Origin of the sequence: Pseudoduganella dura, from assembly GCF_009727155.1 — a bacterium.
In the GTDB taxonomy this organism is placed as follows: domain Bacteria; phylum Pseudomonadota; class Gammaproteobacteria; order Burkholderiales; family Burkholderiaceae_D; genus Rugamonas; species Rugamonas dura.
On record NZ_WNWM01000002.1, the window covers coordinates 1,134,119 to 1,152,614 of the forward strand.

Annotated in this window: 14 protein-coding genes; 8 read left to right on the forward strand and 6 right to left on the reverse strand. The window is 67.1% G+C overall.

Annotation, left to right across the window (positions count from 1 at the left end; all coding sequences use genetic code 11):
• Positions 1–114: 114 nt before the first annotated feature.
• Positions 115–480, forward strand: coding sequence for a hypothetical protein (locus GJV26_RS05190; RefSeq protein WP_155707894.1), 366 nt, complete (start codon positions 115–117; stop codon positions 478–480).
• An 86-nt stretch (positions 481–566) separates the two neighbouring features.
• Here the strand turns inward: GJV26_RS05190 and GJV26_RS05195 are convergent, their stop codons facing one another.
• The gene (locus tag GJV26_RS05195) at positions 567–992 is read right to left on the reverse strand and encodes a hypothetical protein (protein ID WP_155707895.1); all 426 of its coding nucleotides are present in this window, start codon (positions 990–992) and stop codon (positions 567–569) included.
• Between the two features lie 218 nt (positions 993–1,210).
• Here GJV26_RS05195 and GJV26_RS05200 point away from each other — a divergent pair, with 218 nt between their 5' ends.
• Positions 1,211–3,706 (forward strand): TonB-dependent receptor plug domain-containing protein, encoded by a 2,496-nt coding sequence (locus tag GJV26_RS05200; RefSeq protein WP_173346154.1) that lies wholly within the window; start codon positions 1,211–1,213, stop codon positions 3,704–3,706.
• Between the two features lie 18 nt (positions 3,707–3,724).
• Positions 3,725–4,642: an SAM hydrolase/SAM-dependent halogenase family protein gene (locus GJV26_RS05205; RefSeq protein ID WP_155707897.1), complete on the forward strand. Its 918-nt coding sequence runs from the start codon at positions 3,725–3,727 to the stop codon at positions 4,640–4,642.
• A gap of 32 nt (positions 4,643–4,674) precedes the next feature.
• On the opposite strand, the gene GJV26_RS05210 is transcribed toward GJV26_RS05205, so the two are convergent.
• The 4 genes from GJV26_RS05210 to GJV26_RS05225 form a co-directional block, all read right to left on the reverse strand.
• Entirely contained in the window at positions 4,675–6,795 is a 2,121-nt protein-coding gene (locus GJV26_RS05210; RefSeq protein WP_155707898.1) for a putative bifunctional diguanylate cyclase/phosphodiesterase, read from the reverse strand.
• Between the two features lie 172 nt (positions 6,796–6,967).
• Entirely contained in the window at positions 6,968–7,750 is a 783-nt protein-coding gene (locus tag GJV26_RS05215) for a 3-hydroxybutyrate dehydrogenase (RefSeq protein WP_155707899.1), read from the reverse strand.
• A complete protein-coding gene (locus GJV26_RS05220) occupies positions 7,747–8,952 on the reverse strand; it encodes a patatin-like phospholipase family protein (RefSeq protein ID WP_229427977.1) in 1,206 nt (401 codons plus the stop codon). Before GJV26_RS05220 ends, GJV26_RS05215 begins: the two co-directional genes overlap by 4 nt.
• Entirely contained in the window at positions 8,945–9,511 is a 567-nt protein-coding gene (locus tag GJV26_RS05225; RefSeq protein ID WP_155707900.1) for a carboxymuconolactone decarboxylase family protein, read from the reverse strand. The genes GJV26_RS05220 and GJV26_RS05225 overlap by 8 nt, the downstream gene beginning before the upstream one ends.
• 236 nt (positions 9,512–9,747) lie before the next feature.
• On the opposite strand from GJV26_RS05225, the gene GJV26_RS05230 reads away from it, so the two are divergent.
• The 5 genes from GJV26_RS05230 (at position 9,748) to GJV26_RS05250 (ending at position 17,477) form a co-directional block, all read left to right on the forward strand.
• Positions 9,748–11,193: an NAD-dependent succinate-semialdehyde dehydrogenase gene (locus GJV26_RS05230; RefSeq protein WP_155707901.1), complete on the forward strand. Its 1,446-nt coding sequence runs from the start codon at positions 9,748–9,750 to the stop codon at positions 11,191–11,193.
• Between the two features lie 173 nt (positions 11,194–11,366).
• Positions 11,367–12,311, forward strand: coding sequence for a cation diffusion facilitator family transporter (locus tag GJV26_RS05235; protein ID WP_155707902.1), 945 nt, complete (start codon positions 11,367–11,369; stop codon positions 12,309–12,311).
• Between the two features lie 83 nt (positions 12,312–12,394).
• Positions 12,395–15,394, forward strand: a complete 3,000-nt coding sequence (locus GJV26_RS05240; RefSeq protein ID WP_155707903.1) for a sensor histidine kinase — start codon at positions 12,395–12,397, stop codon at positions 15,392–15,394.
• 183 nt (positions 15,395–15,577) lie between these two features.
• The gene (locus GJV26_RS05245; RefSeq protein WP_155707904.1) at positions 15,578–15,976 is read left to right on the forward strand and encodes a VOC family protein; all 399 of its coding nucleotides are present in this window, start codon (positions 15,578–15,580) and stop codon (positions 15,974–15,976) included.
• Between the two features lie 106 nt (positions 15,977–16,082).
• Complete coding sequence (locus tag GJV26_RS05250; protein ID WP_173346155.1) at positions 16,083–17,477, forward strand: alpha/beta hydrolase family protein; 1,395 nt, start codon at positions 16,083–16,085, stop codon at positions 17,475–17,477.
• Between the two features lie 47 nt (positions 17,478–17,524).
• Here GJV26_RS05250 and GJV26_RS05255 read toward each other — a convergent pair whose 3' ends face one another.
• Positions 17,525–18,430, reverse strand: a complete 906-nt coding sequence (locus GJV26_RS05255; protein ID WP_189442119.1) for an NAD(P)/FAD-dependent oxidoreductase — start codon at positions 18,428–18,430, stop codon at positions 17,525–17,527.
• Positions 18,431–18,496 lie beyond the last annotated feature (66 nt).

The window sequence follows — 18,496 nt, forward strand, 5'->3', positions numbered from 1 at the left end:
CTGCAATGAGCCGGCCGCGCCGGCCGTTGCAGCTGCCCGCGAAAACAGTGCCTCCGTGCAGGGACTTGCCTTTCCGGTATTGCATTATGGAATTTATCGGTCTAGCATGAAGACATGGCCATCTCCGCAACCAGTGCGCTCAATTCCGGCGTCTACACCCCGACCACCACCACGGTCGCCCGCACCAGCAATCCCGCGCTGGCGGCGAAGGCTGCCAGCCTGTCGGCGGCGGCCGGCATCGTGGCCACCCTGGGCGGCGGTTCGTCGTCCGCGCAGGTGTACTCGTCGGCGGGCATGCTGAACGCCCTTGCCCAGGCCGGCACCCTCGCTTCAGGCAGCACCACGCCCGCCGGCAGCGGCAATGCGTCCACGCTGGCCAACAGCAGCGAATGGGCGTCGATCCTGAAGGCAAACCCATCGGCCGCCGCGTTCGTCGTCGGCGCTTCCTATACCAGCGGGATCATCGATACACTGGCGTGATCCGTTTGCCGGCGGCCCTGCACGGGCAGGTTGCCTGGAAAGACATGCCGTCGAAGTCCTGCCGCCAGCCCCCGGACGCCCCGGTTTCACGGAGCGCGCCGCAGGAACGCGTCGCTCGCGGCGCACAGGTCGATCCGATGGAAGCCGGCCAGATCACGATGCAGCCCCCGCGCTTCGATGACGGTACCGTCCTGGATGTTCCAGGCAGCATCGAACATCGCCCGTCCGCACGGCTTTACACCCTCGACGTCGCCGTGCGCATACACCACGGCACCGGTGCTCTGCCCCACCTGGAACCTCAGGCTGCATTCGCCATCGCGCCTGCAGTGACGCGAGTTCGTCACCGCGGCGCGCACGAATGCCTGCCCGTTCGGCAGCACCTGGAACTGCCCGCTGGCCGGCCCGGCGAACGCGGCTGTTGCAGACAGGGCAGGCAGGCCGACGATGGCGGCCAGCGCGGCATGCACGAGCATGCGCCCGGCATCCGGCGCGAGGGTGTCGAACAAGGCCATGTTGTTCGCCGGCTTCGCTCACCGGCTCTCGGTTGCGCCAGACAGTCCCTTGTCGCCACATGGGCGCGGTTCACGCGGCCGGACGCTGCATTCTACCCTGCACTACCCGCCATGTTTTCTCTACCGCGACGCACATAAGCATATTTACAATCGGTACTTGGTTCCACAATTCCTTGCCCGTAAGATTGCACTCCGGTCAAGACATGCAAGGAATCCAGATGCCGCGCTTTCCCCTCCCGAACCCGCCGCTGCGCCGCAGTGCCATGGCCTGCGCGGTGCTGCTGGCAGCACTGCCGGCCGCCCAGGCGCAAACGTCGAACGCAGCCGCCGCCGATGCCGCCACCGGAGCCACCGCGGCGATCGACCAGGTCACGATCGTCGGCTCGCGGGCGCGCAACCGCACGGTGTTCGACAGCGCCGTGCCGATCGACCGCTTCGGCGCGCGCGAAGTGGAGAACGCGCTGGCGAGCGGCGACCTCGGCGCCGCGTTGCAGGCGCTGTCGCCGTCGATCAATTTCCCACGCATCGAGTCGAGCGGTGCCGCCGATTCCGTGCGCGGCATCCAGCTGCGCGGCCTGGCACCCGACCAGGTGCTGGTGCTGGTCAACGGCAAGCGCCGTCACGCCAGCGCGGTGCTCGATACCGAAAGCAGCTTTGCCGGCATCGTACCGGTGGATGTCAATGCCATTCCCCCCGGCGCCATCGACCATATCGAGATCCTGCGCGATGGCGCCGGCGCCCAGTACGGCAGCGATGCCGTGGCCGGCGTGATCAACATCGTGCTGAAGAAGGCGCGCACCGGCGGCTCGGCCTCGGTCAGCTACGGCGCCAACCATACCGACTTCAAGCCAACGAACGATACGAAGACCGACGGCCAGACCACCATCGTGAGCGCCGACTATGGCCTGCCGGTGGGCGATGCCGGTTACTTGCGCTTCGGCGCCGAGAACCGCGGCCGCAATCCCACCAACCGCGCCGGCCCCAGCGATGCCGGCTGGACGTCGTGGAACGCCACGCCGGCCGACCTGGCGCTCGACGGCAAGGTGGTGTTCAAGTCGGGCGACTCCGAACAGCGCAATACCTACGCCTTCTACAACGCGCTGGTGCCGGTCGCCGAAGGCGTGGATGCCTACTCCTTCGCCACGATCAACAAGCGCAAGTCCGACGGCAGCGCCTATTTCCGCTATCCGGGCGACCCGTCCAACGTGCCGGAGATCTACCCCGACGGCTACCGGCCGACCACGAAGGGCGACATGACGGACGTGAGCGTCGTCGCAGGCGTGCGCCTGGCCGGCGGCGGCTGGAACTGGGACCTGAGCGCCCGGCACGGCGGCAACAAGTTCCAATACGACCTCGCCGATTCCGTCAACGCCTCGCTTGGCGCGGCCAGCCCCACCCGCTTTCACCTGGCCACCTTCGACTTCGACCAGGATGCCGTCAACGCCGATCTCACGCGCGAGCTGGACCTGGGCATCGGCGCGCCGGTCAACCTGGCGGTGGGCGCCGAGTACATGCACGAGACCTATACCAGCTCGCCGGGCGATGCCGCCTCGTATGCAGCCGGCACGGTGGCCGGCGCGCCGCCGGGTGCGCAGGCCGGCCCGGGCCTGCGCCCGCAGGACACGTTCGACGGCAGCCGCTCGGTGCGTTCGGTCCATGCCGACATCGAAAGCGACATCACCTCGCGCCTGCTGCTGGGCGTGGCGGCCCGCTATTCCGACTACAGCGACTTCGGCAACGCCCGCACCGGCAAGCTTTCCGCCCGCTACAAGGTCAGCGACACGTTCCTGCTGCGCGGCTCGCTGTCGAACAGCTTCCGCGCGCCGGCGCTGGTGCAGACGGGCTTCCGCTTCTCCACGCTCAACTTCAACAGCGACGGCACCGCGCTGCAGACCGCGTCGCTGCTGCCGGCCAGCGATGCGCTGGCGCGCGCGTTCGGCGCCGAAAACCTGAAGCCGGAGAAATCGACGAACCTGTCGCTGGGCGCAGCCTGGCGCCCGCAGCGCAACACCAGCGTGACGGTGGATGCCTACCGCATCAGGCTGCGCGACCGCATCACCCGCACCAGCGACCTGCAAAGCGATGCCGCCACCGCGTATCTCACGGCGATCGGCCGCACGGACATCGAGTCGGTGGCCTATCTGGCCAACCTGCTCGACACCACCACGACCGGCCTCGATGTGGTGGTCAACCACGACCTGCCCTTCGCCGGCGCCAAGCTGGATTTGAACGCCGCGCTCAACCTGAACAGGACGCGCATCGACGACGTGCACCAGAGCTCGGACGCGCTGGCGCGGATCGATCCCGCACTGACGCTGCTGACCGAGAACAACCTGTTCCGCATCCGTAACGCTTCGCCGAAGACCAAGCTGGTACTGGGCGCCGACTGGCAAGCCGTCCGCTGGGGCGTGCAGGCGCGCGCCACCCGCTTCGGCTCGCTGAAGGATTTTTCATACGACGACGAAGCCGAAGTGATCGACGGCGTGCATGCCCAGCGCTTCGGCGCCGTGTGGACGCTGGACGTCGAGGCGCAATACAGATTGACGAAGCAGCTGACCCTCGCGGCCGGCGCCGACAACGTCTTCGACCGTTATCCGCAACGCGTGCGCGAAACCAGCAACGCCACCTATGGCGGCGCGCTGCCGTACAACTTCATCAACCCGATCGGCTTGAACGGCGCCTATTTCTACGGCCGGCTGCGCTACACCTTCTGAGCCTCTTTCAAGAACAACATGAAACCAACCAGACTCTTTTCCGCCCTTTGCTTCGGCATGCTGATGGCTGCCCAGACGCATGCCTTCGACAGGAACGCCCTCGTGCTGATGACCGATTTCGGCACCTCCGACGGCGCCGTTTCCGCCATGCGCGGCGTGGCCTTCGGTGTCGACCCGGCGCTGCAGGTGTCGGACCTGACGCACAACATTCCCGACTATGACATCTGGCTCGGCGCCTACCGGCTGTACCAGACCGCGAACTACTGGCCCAAGGGCAGCGTGTTCGTCAACGTGGTCGATCCGGGCGTGGGCACGCAGCGCAGGTCGGTGGTGCTGAAGACCCGGGAAGGCCGCTATTTCGTCGGCCCGGACAACGGCCTGTTCACGCTGATCGCGGAACGCGACGGCGTGGCCGAATTGCGCGAGATCGACGAGAAGGTCAACCGGTTGCCGGGATCCGCCGAATCGTACACATTCCATGGGCGCGACGTGTATGCCTATGTCGGCGCGCGGCTGGCCTCGGGTGCGATCACCTATGAACAGGTCGGGCCGGTGCTGCCGAACGAGTCGGTGGTGAAGATCGCCTACCAGAAGGCGGTGCGGAGCGGCGATGTCATCCGCGGGATCGTTCCCGTGCTGGACGTCAAGTACGGCAATGTGTGGACCAATATTCCGAAGCCGCTGTTCGAGCAATTGAAGATCGGCGCGGGCGACCGGGTGCAGGTGAGGTTCCTCCACAAGGGCAGGCAGGTCGCCAGCGTGGTGGCGCCGTTCGAGCATACCTTCGGCGGCGTGGCCAAGGGCAAGCCGCTGGTCTACCTGAACAGCCTGCTGGACGTGGCCGTGGCGATCAGCTGGGGCAACTTCGCGCAGCAGTACAAGATCGGATCGGGCGTGGACTGGGAAGTGGAAATCGCCAGGGCCAGGTCGCGGTAACGCCCCGTTGCCGTGAAGTGCGGCCCGGGCTGTCAGGCATGGCCGATGCCCGAGGCGCTGTACCTGTGCTCGAACTCGGCCATCGGGATCGGGCGCCCCAGCAGGTAGCCCTGCATCGATGAACAGCCCTCGCGGATCAGGAAAGCGCGCTGGGCCTCGAGCTCCACGCCTTCGGCCACGATTTCGAGCTTGAACTGGCGCGCCAGCGCGATGATGGCTTCGACGATCGACGCCGAACCCGGGTCGATGCCGATATCGCGCACGAACGAGCGGTCGATCTTCAGCGCGGAAAGCGGGAAGCGCTTGAGGTACGCCAGCGACGAATAACCGGTGCCGAAGTCGTCGAGCGAAAAGCAGATGCCATGGGAACGCAGCTCGTGCATGCGCTGGGTAATCTCCTGCATGTCTTCGGCGAACACGCTTTCGGTCAGTTCCAGGTAGAGCTGTTCCGGGTGCGCCCCCGTGCCGTCGAGGATATTCGCTACCGCGGCCGGAAAACCGGCATCGCGCATCTGGTGCACGCTGACATTGACCGCCAGCTTCAGGCGCCCCAGCGTGGCGTCGTCATGCCAGCGCGCCAGCGCGCGGCAGCTTTCCTTCAGCACATGCTCGCCCAACGGAAGGATCAGGCCCGACTCTTCGGCGAAACCGATGAAATGGTCCGGGCCGATCAGGTCGAGGTCGCTGCGTTGCCAGCGCACCAGTACCTCGGCGCCGACGAGCCGCCCCCGGCCATCGAACTGGGGCTGGCAAAACAGGCGGAACTGGCCCAGCGACAGGCCGTCGCGCATTGCCGCCTCGAAGGCGGCACGACGGTCGGCCGCATCCTGCATGCTGGGATCGAAGAAGCGGCCGATGTTGCGCCCGTCGGCCTTGGCACGGTACATGGCCAGGTCGGCCTGCTTGAGCAGGGTTTCGATATTGGTGCCGTCGCCATGGAACAGCGTGGTGCCGATGCTCGCGGTGCTCTTGAACAGCACCGAGCCGAGCTGGTAGGGCTGGCCCAGGGCGGACAGGATCTTGGTCACCACCCGGCCGGCCTCCGCGGCCGCGCTCTGTGGCGACATTCCCAGGCCTTCCAGCACGACCACGAATTCGTCGCCGCCGAGCCGCGCCAGCTGGTCGCTGTGGCGCACCGTGCAACGCAGCCGCTGCGCCGCCTGGCACAGCAGCATGTCGCCCAGGTCGTGCCCCATCGTGTCGTTGAGCAGCTTGAAATTATCCAGGTCGAGGTAGAGCAGCGCGCTGTAGTTGCCCGAACGCTTGCCGCGTGCCAGCACATGCTCCAGTTCCCCGAGCAGGAAGCGGCGGTTCGGCAGGCCGGTCAGGTGATCGAAGTACGCCAGTTCGTAGATCCGGCGTTCGGTGCGCTTGCGCTCGGTGAGATCGGTATTCACGCCGGATATGCGCAGGGCCTTGCCCGTGTCGTCGCGCAGTACGTAGCCGCGCGACAGCACCGGCACATAGTGGCCGTCATGGTGGCGCAGCCTGAATTCCAGGCTGAAACCGTCGCGGGGGCTCCCTGTCAGTTCGGCCACGTAGCCGCTCATCATGGCGGCGTCGTCGGGGTGCAGCATGCGGCGCCAGGCATCCGAATCGCTCAGGCCGTCGCTGCCCTCGTAGCCCAGCATGTTCCACCAGCGCTGGGAGTAATACACATCGCCGGTGACCAGGTCCCAGTCCCAGGGCGCGTCGGTGGAGCCCTTGAGCACCAGCCGCAGCCTTTCCTCGGACTTTTCCAGCGAATGCTGGGTATCCTTGAGCGCCGTGCAGTCGGTGAAGCAGACCACCACCTGCCGGACGCTCCCGGCCTCGTCGAATTCGGGATAAGCGTTGCACAGCAGCCAGCATGTGTGGTCGGGACCGACGACGCCGGCGACGAGCCCGGAAATCTTTTGGCCCGTGCGCAACACCAGGTTGGCAGGAAACTCGTCGGGCGGCATGGGCGAGCCGTCTTCGCGCAGGAATATCCATGTGCCCGAACTGGACGCGACGCCGAGCATCTGGACTTCGCTGCGGCCCAGCAGTTCTTGGGCCAGGCGGTTCGCGGAAACGATGCGGCCGTCCGCGGCGTGCACCACGACGCCCGCCGGCAGGTTGTCATGCAGCGCAGTCGGAGAATAGACTGCTTCTGCCGGGGAGATTGGCAGCATGGGTTCCCGGATCGAGGTGGAATTCAACAAGCTATCCGGGGATACTAGCAGTTTGCTCCGCCACGGGGCGCGTCAGACTGGTGCAAGCGCGAGTGTATGGTGCATTTCCCGACTCCGGCGTGGCGGGAAACAAACGATCGACCGTGCCGGAAAGTTGCCCGGCACTCCGCGCCTATTGCATGAACCACCCATGGCTGACCACGATCGACTGCCCGGTCAGCGCATTCGTCGGGAAATTTGCCAGGAACAGCGCCGTCTGCGCCACGTCATCGACGGTGGTGAACTCCCCGTCCACCGTTTCCTTCAGCATCACCTTCTTCACGACGTCCTCCTCGCTGATGCCCAGCTCGCTGGCCTGCTCGGGAATCTGCTTTTCCACCAGCGGCGTGCGCACGAAGCCCGGGCAGATGACGTTGGCGCGCACGCCGTGCGCGGCGCCCTCCTTCGCCACCGTCTTGGCCAGGCCGATCAGCCCGTGCTTGGCCGTCACGTAGGGCGATTTCAGCACCGAGGCTTCCTTCGAATGCACGGAGCCCATGTAGAGGATGCTGCCGCCGCGTTTTTGCGCATACATGCGCTGCAGGCACGCCCGCGTCGTCAGGAAGGCACCGTCGAGGTGGATCGCCAGCATCTTCTTCCAGTCGGCGAATGCCAGCTGCTCCACGGGCGCCACGATCTGGATGCCCGCGTTCGAGACGAGGATGTCGATCCCGCCCAGCTTGTCCGCGGCGGCGGCGATGCCGGCCTCTACCTGCTCTTCATTCGTCACGTCCATCGCCACCGCGATGGCCCGCGCCCCGGAGGGATCGAGCTCGCTGGCGACGGCCTGCGCCGACTCCAGGTTCAGGTCGGCGATGACGACCTTGGCGCCATTCCGGAAAAATACCGTGGCGATCTGCTTGCCGATACCGCTGGCGGCGCCGGTGACGACGGCCACTTTGTCCTGCATGCTCATGATGTTTCCTTCGATGTTGGTTGGGCCGGCTTCGTCAGGAAGTCGAAGAGGGCCGGATTGTTGTCGATACCGGGCAGCCGCAGGATTTCCTTGTGGGCGAGCGTGGTGTCGGCGTCCGCATAGCCGGCGCTCCAGTGCTCCTCCATCGTCCTGCGCGAAAATTCCACGTCCTTGTACTGGCTTTCATACGTTGCCGACCGGTAGACCAGTTCGACGATGTTGTAGAGACCCGGTTCGGCGGCTTCCGCCAGCAACCGGGCCTGCGGCGACGCGGCCAGTTCGCCGGGCATCATCGCCAGCAGTTCCGCCAGCGCGGTGCGCAGCTTCTTCACCCTGCGGAATGCATCGGTCGCGGCGCGCGTGCGGCTGGAATACTGGATTTCCTTCATCCGCGTGGCCACGCTGGCAAGGTCGCGCGGCAGCTCGCCGTGGGCACTCCACAGATCGACCTGCAGCACCAGCGTATCGAGGCCGGAACGGCACGACAACACCCATTCGAGAGGGGTGTTCGACACCATGCCGCCGTCCCAGTACTGTTCGCCGTCGATTTCCACGGCGTCGAATCCCGGCGGCAGCGCGCCGCTGGCCATGATGTGCTCGGGCCGGAGGTGGTGCGTGGCGTTGTCGAAGTAGGCGAAATTCCCGGTGCGCACGTTCACCGCGCCCACGCTCAGGCGCGTTTGCCGCGCATTGATGCGGTCGAAATCCACCAGGCGTTCGAGCGTGGCGCGCAATGGCGCCGTGTCGTAGTAGCTCGTCGCGTCGCCGCCGTTCCATACCAGGTAAGGCGGCGGCACGCGCGGTTCGAAAAAGCCCGGTGCGCCGCCGGCGATCGCGCGCCCCGCCGCCAGCCCGTTGACCCAGGCGCGCGCCGTGTCCACCAGTGGCAGGCCGGTCCAGTAATCCCCCGGCGCGCCGGTACCGCTGCCGCTGACCAGCTCCCAGAATTCGCGCAGCCGCGCCACCCGGTCTTCCCGGGCGTTGCCGGCGATGATCGCGCTGTTGATGGCGCCGATCGAAATCCCGGCCAGCCAGGTCGGCTCGATGCCTTCCTCGAGCAGGCGCTCGTAGACACCCGCCTGGTAGGCGCCCAGCGCCCCGCCGCCCTGCAGCACGAGGGCGACGCAATCGAACTCGGTGGGATTGAGCCCAGCGGGCGCTGCGCCGATGTCGTGGGCCGCCGCGGCTTCCCGTCTATTCACGTTCCGGCACCGGCACGTTGAAGCCGTTCAGCGTGGTCGAGACCAGCGCATACAGGCCCACCAGGTAGATCAGTTCGTTGGTGCCCTTCTGGCCGAACGTGTCCACGGCCAGGCGGTACAGGGGCTCGGGCAGCGTGCCGCCGCGGCACAGCGCGTAGGAGAAATCGAAGGCCACGTTTTCTTCCTTCGACAGATCGGCGGGCTTGAGGTCGGCCACCAGCGCCGCCAGGCGCTCGCGCGACATGCCCTCCTTTTCGGCCACGGCAACGTGGGCATACAGTTCATAGGCCGCGTCGTAGCGGGCGCCCACCACGAGGATGGCGATCTGGCGCACGTTGTCCGGCAGGACGGCGCCGGCCGTCATGGCCAGGGTAAGGTCCCAGATCGCCTTGCCGATGCCCGGCTCGTGCAGCCAAGGATTCCAGGGCCCCATCAGGGCGCCGTCTTCGCGCTCGACCTTGAACGCATTGAAGTTGCTGGCGATGCCCTTGCGCATGCTGTCGTACAGGGATTTCTGTTCGTCGGTGAGTTCGTCGGGGGGTATGAGTGGAAGTCGCAATCTGTCCTCGCATGATGAATGGATGATGGCGAGGCAGCAGATGGGGTGCCGCGACCTTGCATGATGCCTCGGGTTTTATTCTGGCATGTTACTGATGGGTTCGGCGTCCGGTTGGTGACTGCCGGTATCACGTCTCCATTGCGGCCTGGTTCGCCATCCGTCTTTCGGGGTGTCTCTGCACGCATCGGACGCAAAGGGTAAGATTGCTTTTTTCCCCAGTTACAGGAATCTGCGCCATGACGACATCGAGCTATCCAGACACCCGCCTCCTCATCGCCAACGAATGGAGCGACGCGACCGGCGGCAAGACCATCCCGGTGATCAATCCGGCCACCGGGCAGCCGATCGGCACGGTGGCCCATGCCAGCCTGGCGGACCTGGACCGCGCGCTGGCCGCCGCCCAGAAGGGCTTCGAGACCTGGCGCGCCGTGCCCGCCGCGGAACGCGCCGTCATCATGCGCCGCGCCGCCACGCTGCTGCGCGAGCGCGCCGGCGACATTGCCCGCCTGCTGACCCAGGAACAGGGCAAGCCGCTGGCCGAAGCCAAGGGCGAAGCGCTGGCCGGCGCCGAAATCATCGACTGGTTCGCGGCCGAAGGCATGCGCGTGTATGGCCGTATCGTCCCGTCGCGCAATCCGGCCGCGCAACAGCTGGTGCTCAAGGAACCGGTCGGTCCGGTCGCCGCCTTCACGCCATGGAACTTCCCGATCAACCAGATCGTGCGCAAGCTGTCCGCCGCGCTGACCACCGGCTGCTCGTTCCTGTGCAAGGCGCCGGAAGAAACCCCGGCATCGCCCGCGGCGCTGCTGCAGTGCTTCGTCGATGCCGGCCTGCCGCCCGGCGTGGTGGGCCTGGTGTTCGGCGACCCGGCGGAAATATCCGGCTACCTGATTCCCCACCCCGTGATCCGCAAGGTGACTTTCACCGGCTCCACGCCGGTCGGCAAGCAGCTGGCGGCCCTGGCGGGCGCGCACATGAAGCGCGCGACGATGGAGCTGGGCGGCCACGCGCCGGTGATCATCGCCGAGGACGCGGACGTGGAACTGGCCGTCAAGGCCGCCGGCGCGGCGAAGTTCCGCAACGCCGGGCAGGTCTGCATTTCGCCCACCCGCTTCCTCGTGCATAACGCGGTCAAGGCGGAATTCACGCGTGCCCTCGTGCAGCACGCGGAGGGCCTGAAACTGGGCGATGGCCTGCTGGACGGCACCACGCTGGGCCCGCTGGCGAACGCGCGCCGCGTCAGCGCCATGGCGCAGGTCGTCGAGGATGCGCAGGCAAAAGGCGCAACCGTGGCCACCGGCGGCAACCGCGTCGGCGACACCGGCAACTTCTTCGCGCCGACCATCCTGGCCGATGTGCCGCTCGATGCGAGCGTGTTCAACGACGAGCCGTTCGGCCCGATTGCCGGCATCCGCGGTTTCGACAGCCTGGAAGACGCGATCCTCGAGGCCAACCGCCTGCCTTACGGGCTGGCCGGCTATGCGTTCACCCGCTCGATCAGGAATGCGCAGCTGCTGATGAACCGCATGGAAGTGGGCATGCTGTGGATTAACCAGCCGGCCACGCCGAGCGCCGAACTGCCGTTCGGCGGCATCAAGGATTCCGGCTACGGCTCCGAAGGCGGCCCGGAGGCGCTGGAATCGTACCTGAACACCAAGGCGGTATCGATGGTCGGCGTGTGATGGGTTGAGCAGCGCCATGGCCGGTGCCGGGCCCGCGCCCGGCACCGGCCATGGCGGCGCGGACCGCCAGCGTGGCCGTTGCCGCCGGATGCGGGGCGGGGGTGCAGGTGCGTGCGCGTACAGACTCTTCCATGGCGCGTCTCCATACTGGTCATCCAGATCCGGAGAAGCCCATGACCGAAGCCACGCAAGACAACCGCACCACCAGTTCGCAGAAAGTCATCTACGCCGCCATTGCCGCCAACCTCGGCATCGCGGTGGCCAAATTCATCGTGGCGGGCATCACGGGCAGCGCATCGATGGTGGCCGAAGGCATTCACTCCGCCGTGGACACGGGCAATGAATTGCTGTTGCTGCTGGGCGAACGCCGCGGCGCGCGCCCGCCCGACCGCAAGCATCCGTTCGGCTACGGCAAGTCGCTGTACTTCTGGGCGCTGATCGTCGCGCTGTCGGTGTTTTCGCTGGGTGGCGGGCTGTCCATCTATCACGGTATCGCCGCGCTGCAGGCCCCTCCTCCGCTGGAAGACCCGATGTGGAACTATGTCGTCCTGGTGGCAGCCGCCATATTCGAAGGCTACAGCTGGAACGTGTCGCGCAAGGCCCTAAACGCGGTGCGCAAGCCGGGCACCACGCTGTGGCAGGCCGTCCGCGCGAGCAAGGATGCTTCGGTATTCACCGTCTTCATCGAGGACTCGGCGGCCCTGCTGGGCATCGCGATCGCCGCAGGCGGCATCGCGCTGGGCCAGTACTTCGGCAATCCGTATTTCGACCCGGCCGCCTCGATCCTGATCGGCCTGCTGTTGATCGGCGCGGCCTTCATGCTGGCGCGGGAGACCGGCGCCCTGCTGGTGGGCGAAAGCATCGACCCCGACCAGCTCGCGGCCCTGTATGCGCTGTTCCGGCGCGAGCCGGCGCTGGACACGGTGGCCAGCCTGCGCACGATGCAGCTGGGGCCGGAGGACGTGCTGCTCGCGGCCTCGGTGCAGTTCCGCCGCGGCATGCGGATCGATGAAGTGGAACAGGCGATCGCCCGGCTCGAAGCGGCGGTCGCCGCCGGGCATCCGGCCATCCGTCATGTCTATTTCGAGGCATCGGCCCTGCGCGCCGTGCTGCATTGAATCCGCCGGCATGTGCCGGCCGGGCTGCCTGGCCTGCCCGGAAGCACTTGCCGCTTCCGACAGCCGGATGGCAAGATGAAAGGATGAGCCCTCTTTCTTTCGCCAGGCACTGCCTGTCGCGCGTATTCCTGTTTGCGGCCGCAATGCTTGCCGCCGTATCGGCCGATGCGGCCGCCCCGACCAGACTGCGCGATTACACCCACACCGCCTGGACGATGCGCGACGGCGCGCCGACGGAGGTGCAGCAGATGGCGCAGACGAGCGACGGCATGTTGTGGCTGTCCACCACCACCGCGCTGTATCGTTTCGACGGCGTGTCCTTCAGCGCCTACACGATGCCGCCCGGTGCGGAGGAAATGAAGCAGATCCTCGAACTGCACGCACGGCCCAATGGCGAGCTCTGGATGGCCGATGAAGTGGGCGGCCTGTACATGCTGCGTGCCGGCCGGGTGTACAACCGCTCGCCGCCGGAGCAAGGCGCTGCCGTACAGGGCGTGGCATTCGATCCGGACGGCAGCGTGTGGGCCGCCAACGGTTCCGGGCTGCTGCGCTTCGATGGCAAGGCATGGCAGCGCTACGACGACTTCGAAGGCGGGCCGAAAAAGGAGGCCTGGAGCGTGCTGGCGGACCAATACGGCCAGATCTGGACCAACAACAGCGAAGGCCTTTTCCTGCTCGACCGTGCCAGCGGCAGGTTCCGGCGCATGCTGGGCACCGCGGCCGAGGGCAGCCTGGTTGCATCGCCCGATGGCCAGTTATGGCTCGCCGGGAAGAACGGCCTGGTCGCCGTGCCGATGCCGCCGCAACAGGCGCGCCTGCCGCGGCCCGGGCATGCCAATTCCGCATCGTCGCGTTCGCAGGCCCAGTTCGACCGCGCGGGGAATCTCTGGTCGCTGCAGTGCGGCACGGGCCTTTGCTACCTTCCCCGCGCCGCCGAACGTGCGACGCGCGGGAAGATCGACCTGAAGGGTGCGGAGCACCTGTCCCAGTCCTGGCAGCTGTCGTCGGTGGCCGTCAACAGCGTGCTGGAAGACCGCGAGGGCAATATCTGGCTGGCAACCCAGAACGGCCTCGACCGCTTTCACAGCAACAAGGTCCTGGCGATGCCGATACCGGGCGAACGCGGCGACTACAGCATGGCGCGCGATACCGAGGGCAATGTATGGGTCGCCGAGCCCACCACTTCCGTGGCATGGCGCCTGCGGCAGGATGGCACGCTGGTGCCGGACCGCTCGGAACCGTTCTACCTGGTCGCGAACGATCGCGACGGCGCCCTGCTGCTGGCGGGCCGCAATGCGCTGGTGCGCCGCTTCCACGGCAAGGAAACGCGCATTCTCCTGCCGCCGGGCCATGACGGCAAGCCGACCGAGGTGCCGCTGTTCGGCATGCTCGATGACGGCAAGGTGCTATGGATCGCGTCCGCAGAGATCGGGCTGAGGGGCTACGTCGATGGCAAATGGCTGCCTCGCGACGCGTTTCACTTCCCGCCGAAGGTCTTCGTGTCCGCCTACGGAGGCCGCCCGGGAACGCTGTGGCTGGGCTGTGGCGACGGCAGCGTGGTCTACTATGACGAAGGAAAGCTGACGACCTACGATGGCGCCGCGGTGGGCATGTTCACGGCCGTGCTGCCGGGCCCCGAAATGGTCGTGGCCGGGATCAAGGGGCTCGCGGTCATGCGCGACGGGCGCTTCCACCCGCTGCATGCCGACGTGCCGGAGGTGCTGCAAGGCGTGTCGGGGCTGGCGGTCGCGTCCAATGGCGATCGCTGGCTGAACGGCAGTCGCGGCATCGTGCAGGTGCGCGCGGCGGACTGGCGCGCGGCACTGGCGCATCCGGAACGGCCACTGCGCTACCGCCTGATCGGTGCCCAGGAGGGCTATCCCGGCAGCGCGATGGTGGCGAACCGGCTGCACAGCATTTTCACCTCGCCCGACGGGCAGATGTGGTTCATGTCGAGCGGCGGCATTGTCCGGCTCGATCCGGCCGCGGTACCGCGCAATGCCGTGCCGCCCCAGGTCCGCGTTGCCGCCGTCACGGTCGGCAGCGCGACGCATGCCGGCGGCGGCGTGGTGCGCCTGCCGCCCGGCTCGCAGAATTTCCAGGTGTCGTTCACCGCCCCGAGCCTCGTGCGCGCGGACGGGGTGCGCTTCCAGTACCGCCTGGCCGGCGTGGATGCCGATTGGCAGGACGGCGGAACACGGCGCACCGCGCGCTACACGAACGTACCGCCCGGCTCGTATCACTTCGAAGTCAAGGCCTTCAACGAGGACGCCGTCGCCGGAGCCGCCCAGGCGGGCACGGTCATCGACGTGGCCCCGGCGCTGACCCAGACACTGTGGTTCCGTGGCGCCATCGGCCTGCTGCTCGGCGGGGCGCTGTATCTGCTGTACCGCTACCGCCTGCGTCGGGCGCTGGCGCGCACGGCCGAGAAACTGCATGTGCGCATGGCGGAACGGGAGCGCATCGCCCGTACGTTGCACGATACGTTCCTGCAGAGCGTACAGGCGGTGATGCTGCGCGTACAGGCGATGGCGATGGAACTGCCCGCCGGCTCGGCCCGGAGCAAGCTCGAGGCCGTACTCGACCAGGCCGACCGCACCCTCGGCGAGGGCCGCGACCAGGTGCACGAACTGCGTTCCGGACCCGACATCGTGCAGGCGGTGACCACGGCCGGCGAAGCACTGCAGGCAACGCATGCCGCCACGCGTTTCACGCTGGCCGTTGCCGGCGAGCAGCGCAAGCTGCAGGCACAGGCCGGCGAAGAAGCGACGGAAATCTGCCTGGAGGCGATGCGCAATGCTTACCATCATGCCCGCGGCACGCAAGTGAATGTGCGGATCACGTTCGGCAGTGCCGGGCTTGTCATCCATGTGTCGGACAACGGCCGGGGGATGACGGAACTCGCCATTCGCCAGCGGCTCGAAGAAGGCCATTGGGGCATGCTGGGCATGCGCGAGCGGGCCGCGCGGATTGGCGCCAGCCTGGCGATCAACAGCAGGCCCGGGCTCGGCACGAACATCGAGGTGACCGTGCCATGGCGGCTTGCATATGCCGAACGGGAAGCCGGCAGGATGCTGTCGTAGGAATATTTTTACGACTGCGTATCGATTCGCGCGGCATCCGCACGGCCAGGGTGAACATGCCAAACGGAAACGGAGTTCGTGCGGTGCCCGGGCACGCAGTTTTTTTCGCCAACGTGTCGATTCCAGCCAGCGTCGTTCGTCGTCATGATGCAGGACCCATCCACTTTTCGACAAGGGCACATCATGAACAAGCAGATCATCGTCAACCTGCCGGTCCGGGACCTGGAAAAATCCAGGGCTTTCTTTGCCGCGCTCGGCTTCAGCTTCGATCCCCGGTTTTCCAGCGACAGCGCGGCGTTCATGGTCATCGTGGAGGGCGGCATCCACGCCATGCTGATGACCGAAGCCTTCTTCCAGTCGCTGATCGACAAACCTCTCGTCCGGGCGAAGGAGGCCAACGAGGTCATCATTTGCCTGAGCTGCGAGAGCCGGGAGGAAGTGGACAGCCTGATCGCCAGGGCCGTTGCCGCCGGCGGCCGCACGCCGCACCCGCCGGAGGATCACGGCTTCATGTACGACCAGGGCTTCGAAGACCTCGACGGCCACCTGTGGAACCTGGTCTGGTCGGCGCCGCAGCCGTGATGCGACGGGCCGGGCTGCCCGGCCGCTGTGACAATCGACGCATTTTCAGCAGCGCTTATTTGCTAAGCTCGACGGGCGTACATCACCCCGAGGAGCAATGCCCAGCATGAGCTTGCGAAGAACCCTGTGCGCCGCGGTGCCGTGCCTGGCCGCGGCAGCCGCGATGGCGGCGGGCCCCGTCCATGCCGAAGACGCCGGCGGCTACTGGCGCGGCCGCATCGCCAACGCACTCGATGTCTTCGTGCAGTTTCAAAAAGGGCCGGACGGGCATTGGGCGGGCACGTTGACGGTGCCGCAGCAGGGCATGGTGTCGAAGGTGGACAAGCTGGCCGTTACCGGCGACCAGGTCAGCTTCGCGATGACCGCGCTCGATGCCGGCTTCACGGCCCGCTGGAACGATGCTGACAAGGCGTGGAACGGCACCTGGCGCCAGCAGGGCCGGAGCGTCCCGCTGGTGCTCAGGCGGACGGATGCCGGGTCCCTCAAGCCCAGCCGCCCGCAGGAAGAAGCCATTGCCGCCCGGGCGCCCGGATACACCGGCAGCGAAGTGCGCTTCGCCAACGACGCGGCCAATGTCACGCTGGCGGGCACTTTCACCGTCCCGCATGGCAAGGGGCCGTTCCCCGCCGTGGTGCTGGTGCATGGCTCCGGCCCGCTCGATCGCGACCAGAAGGTGTTCGAGCACAAGATCTTTCTTGTGCTGGCCGACCACCTGAGCCGCCAGGGCATCGCGGTGCTGCGCTACGACAAGCGCGGCATCGGCAAGTCGTCCGGGGTCTACGCGGGGGCAACGTCGCTCGACTTCGCCAGCGACGCCGAGGCCGCGGTGCGTTTCCTGCGCGGCCGCCCCGAGGTCGCCACCCGGCACATCGGCATCGTCGGCCATTCCGAGGGCGGGCTGATCGCACCGCTGGTCGCATCGCGCGATGCCGGTCTCGGCTTCTTGGTGCTGCTGGCCGGCCCCGGCGTGCGCGGCGAGCTGCTGATGGCCGAGCAACTGGCCCTGGCCGCCAGCGCGAACGGCGCGCCGGAACACGTTGTCGAAAAGGAGCGGGTGCTGAACCAGGCGATACTCGCCGCCATGGCCTCGGAGCCGCAACTGGAAGCGGCGCGCGCCAGGGCGAAGCTCGTCGTGGAAGAAGCCAGGCGCAACGGCACGCTGTCGGCGGACGCGGAGGCAAGGGTCGGGCTCTTCTCGACGCCGTGGTTCCATACGTTCCTCAGGCACGAACCGGGCCCCGCGCTGCGGGCCACGCGCCAGCCGGTCCTGGTACTGAACGGCGAGCTCGATCGCCAGGTACCCGCGGCCATGGATCTCGACGCGATCCGCACCGCCCTCAAGGACAATCCGCGCGCCGTGGTGAAGGCGCTGCCGAAACTGAACCACCTTTTCCAGACCGCCGTCACGGGCGCCGGATCGGAATATTTCGGCATCGATGAAACCATCGCGCCGGCGGCGCTCGACATCGTCAGCGACTGGATACGGGCAACTGCAAGGTAACCGATGAGCGCTTGCAGCGCCAGCCGCGTTACCGAACGCCAGGGGAACTAGCCGAACACCAGCGACTGGTGCGCATGCACCCCGGCCAGCATGCCGGCGGCGGACGCCAGCATTGCGCTGTGCACCGGCGTCGCCATGTCGCCGGCCGCGAACACGCCGGGCACGGTGGTCTCCTTGCGCTCGTCGACGCGCACGCAGGGACCGAACGGACCTTCGTCGAACGCGCAGCCGAGCTGCCCGGCGAGCGGGCTGGCAGGCTGCGTCCGGGGCGAGACAAACAGCGCGCCCAGCGGCACCATGCGGCCATCCGCCAGGCATACGGCGTCCAGTCCCGGCGCGCTGCCCAACAGTGCAACGATGGGCGTGCGCTCGATCGTCACGCCCCGCGCCGCCAGCAACGCTCCCTGCTCCGTCGCCGGTTCCTCGCCGCCCTGCGTGAACAGGATCGCCGGCCCCCAGTCGGGAATCATCGCCGCCTTGTGCGCCGACATCGCATCGCCGCCCAGGATGCCCAGCGTCTGCCCGGCCACCTCGTACCCATGGCAATACGGGCAATGGATGACGGTGCGGCCCCAGCGTTCCGCCAGGCCCGGCAGTGCCGGCAGTTCGTCGCGCACGCCGCCGGCCAGCACGAGGCGGAGGGCGCGTTCCTGGTGCTGGCCGCCCTCGCCTTCGATTTCCACGATGAAGCCGCCGCCGGACCGGATGGCCGCCGTGGCCGCTCCGTCCGCGAACGTCACGGTCGGATAGCGTGCCAGCTGCTGCCGGGCCTCGGCGCGGATCTGGTGCGGCGGCTTGCCGTCATGGCCGAGGAAGCCGTGCACGCTGGCGGAAAAACGGTTGCGCGGCTGGTTCGCGTCGACCAGCAGCACGGCGCGGCGCGCCCGCGCCAGTTGCAGCGCGGCGGCCAGGCCGGCGAAACCGCCCCCTACGACGATGGCATCGAACATGATCACTCCTTATGTACTTTACGGAGTTACATGATAACGCAAAATCGTTATCATGCAACTGTGATTGTT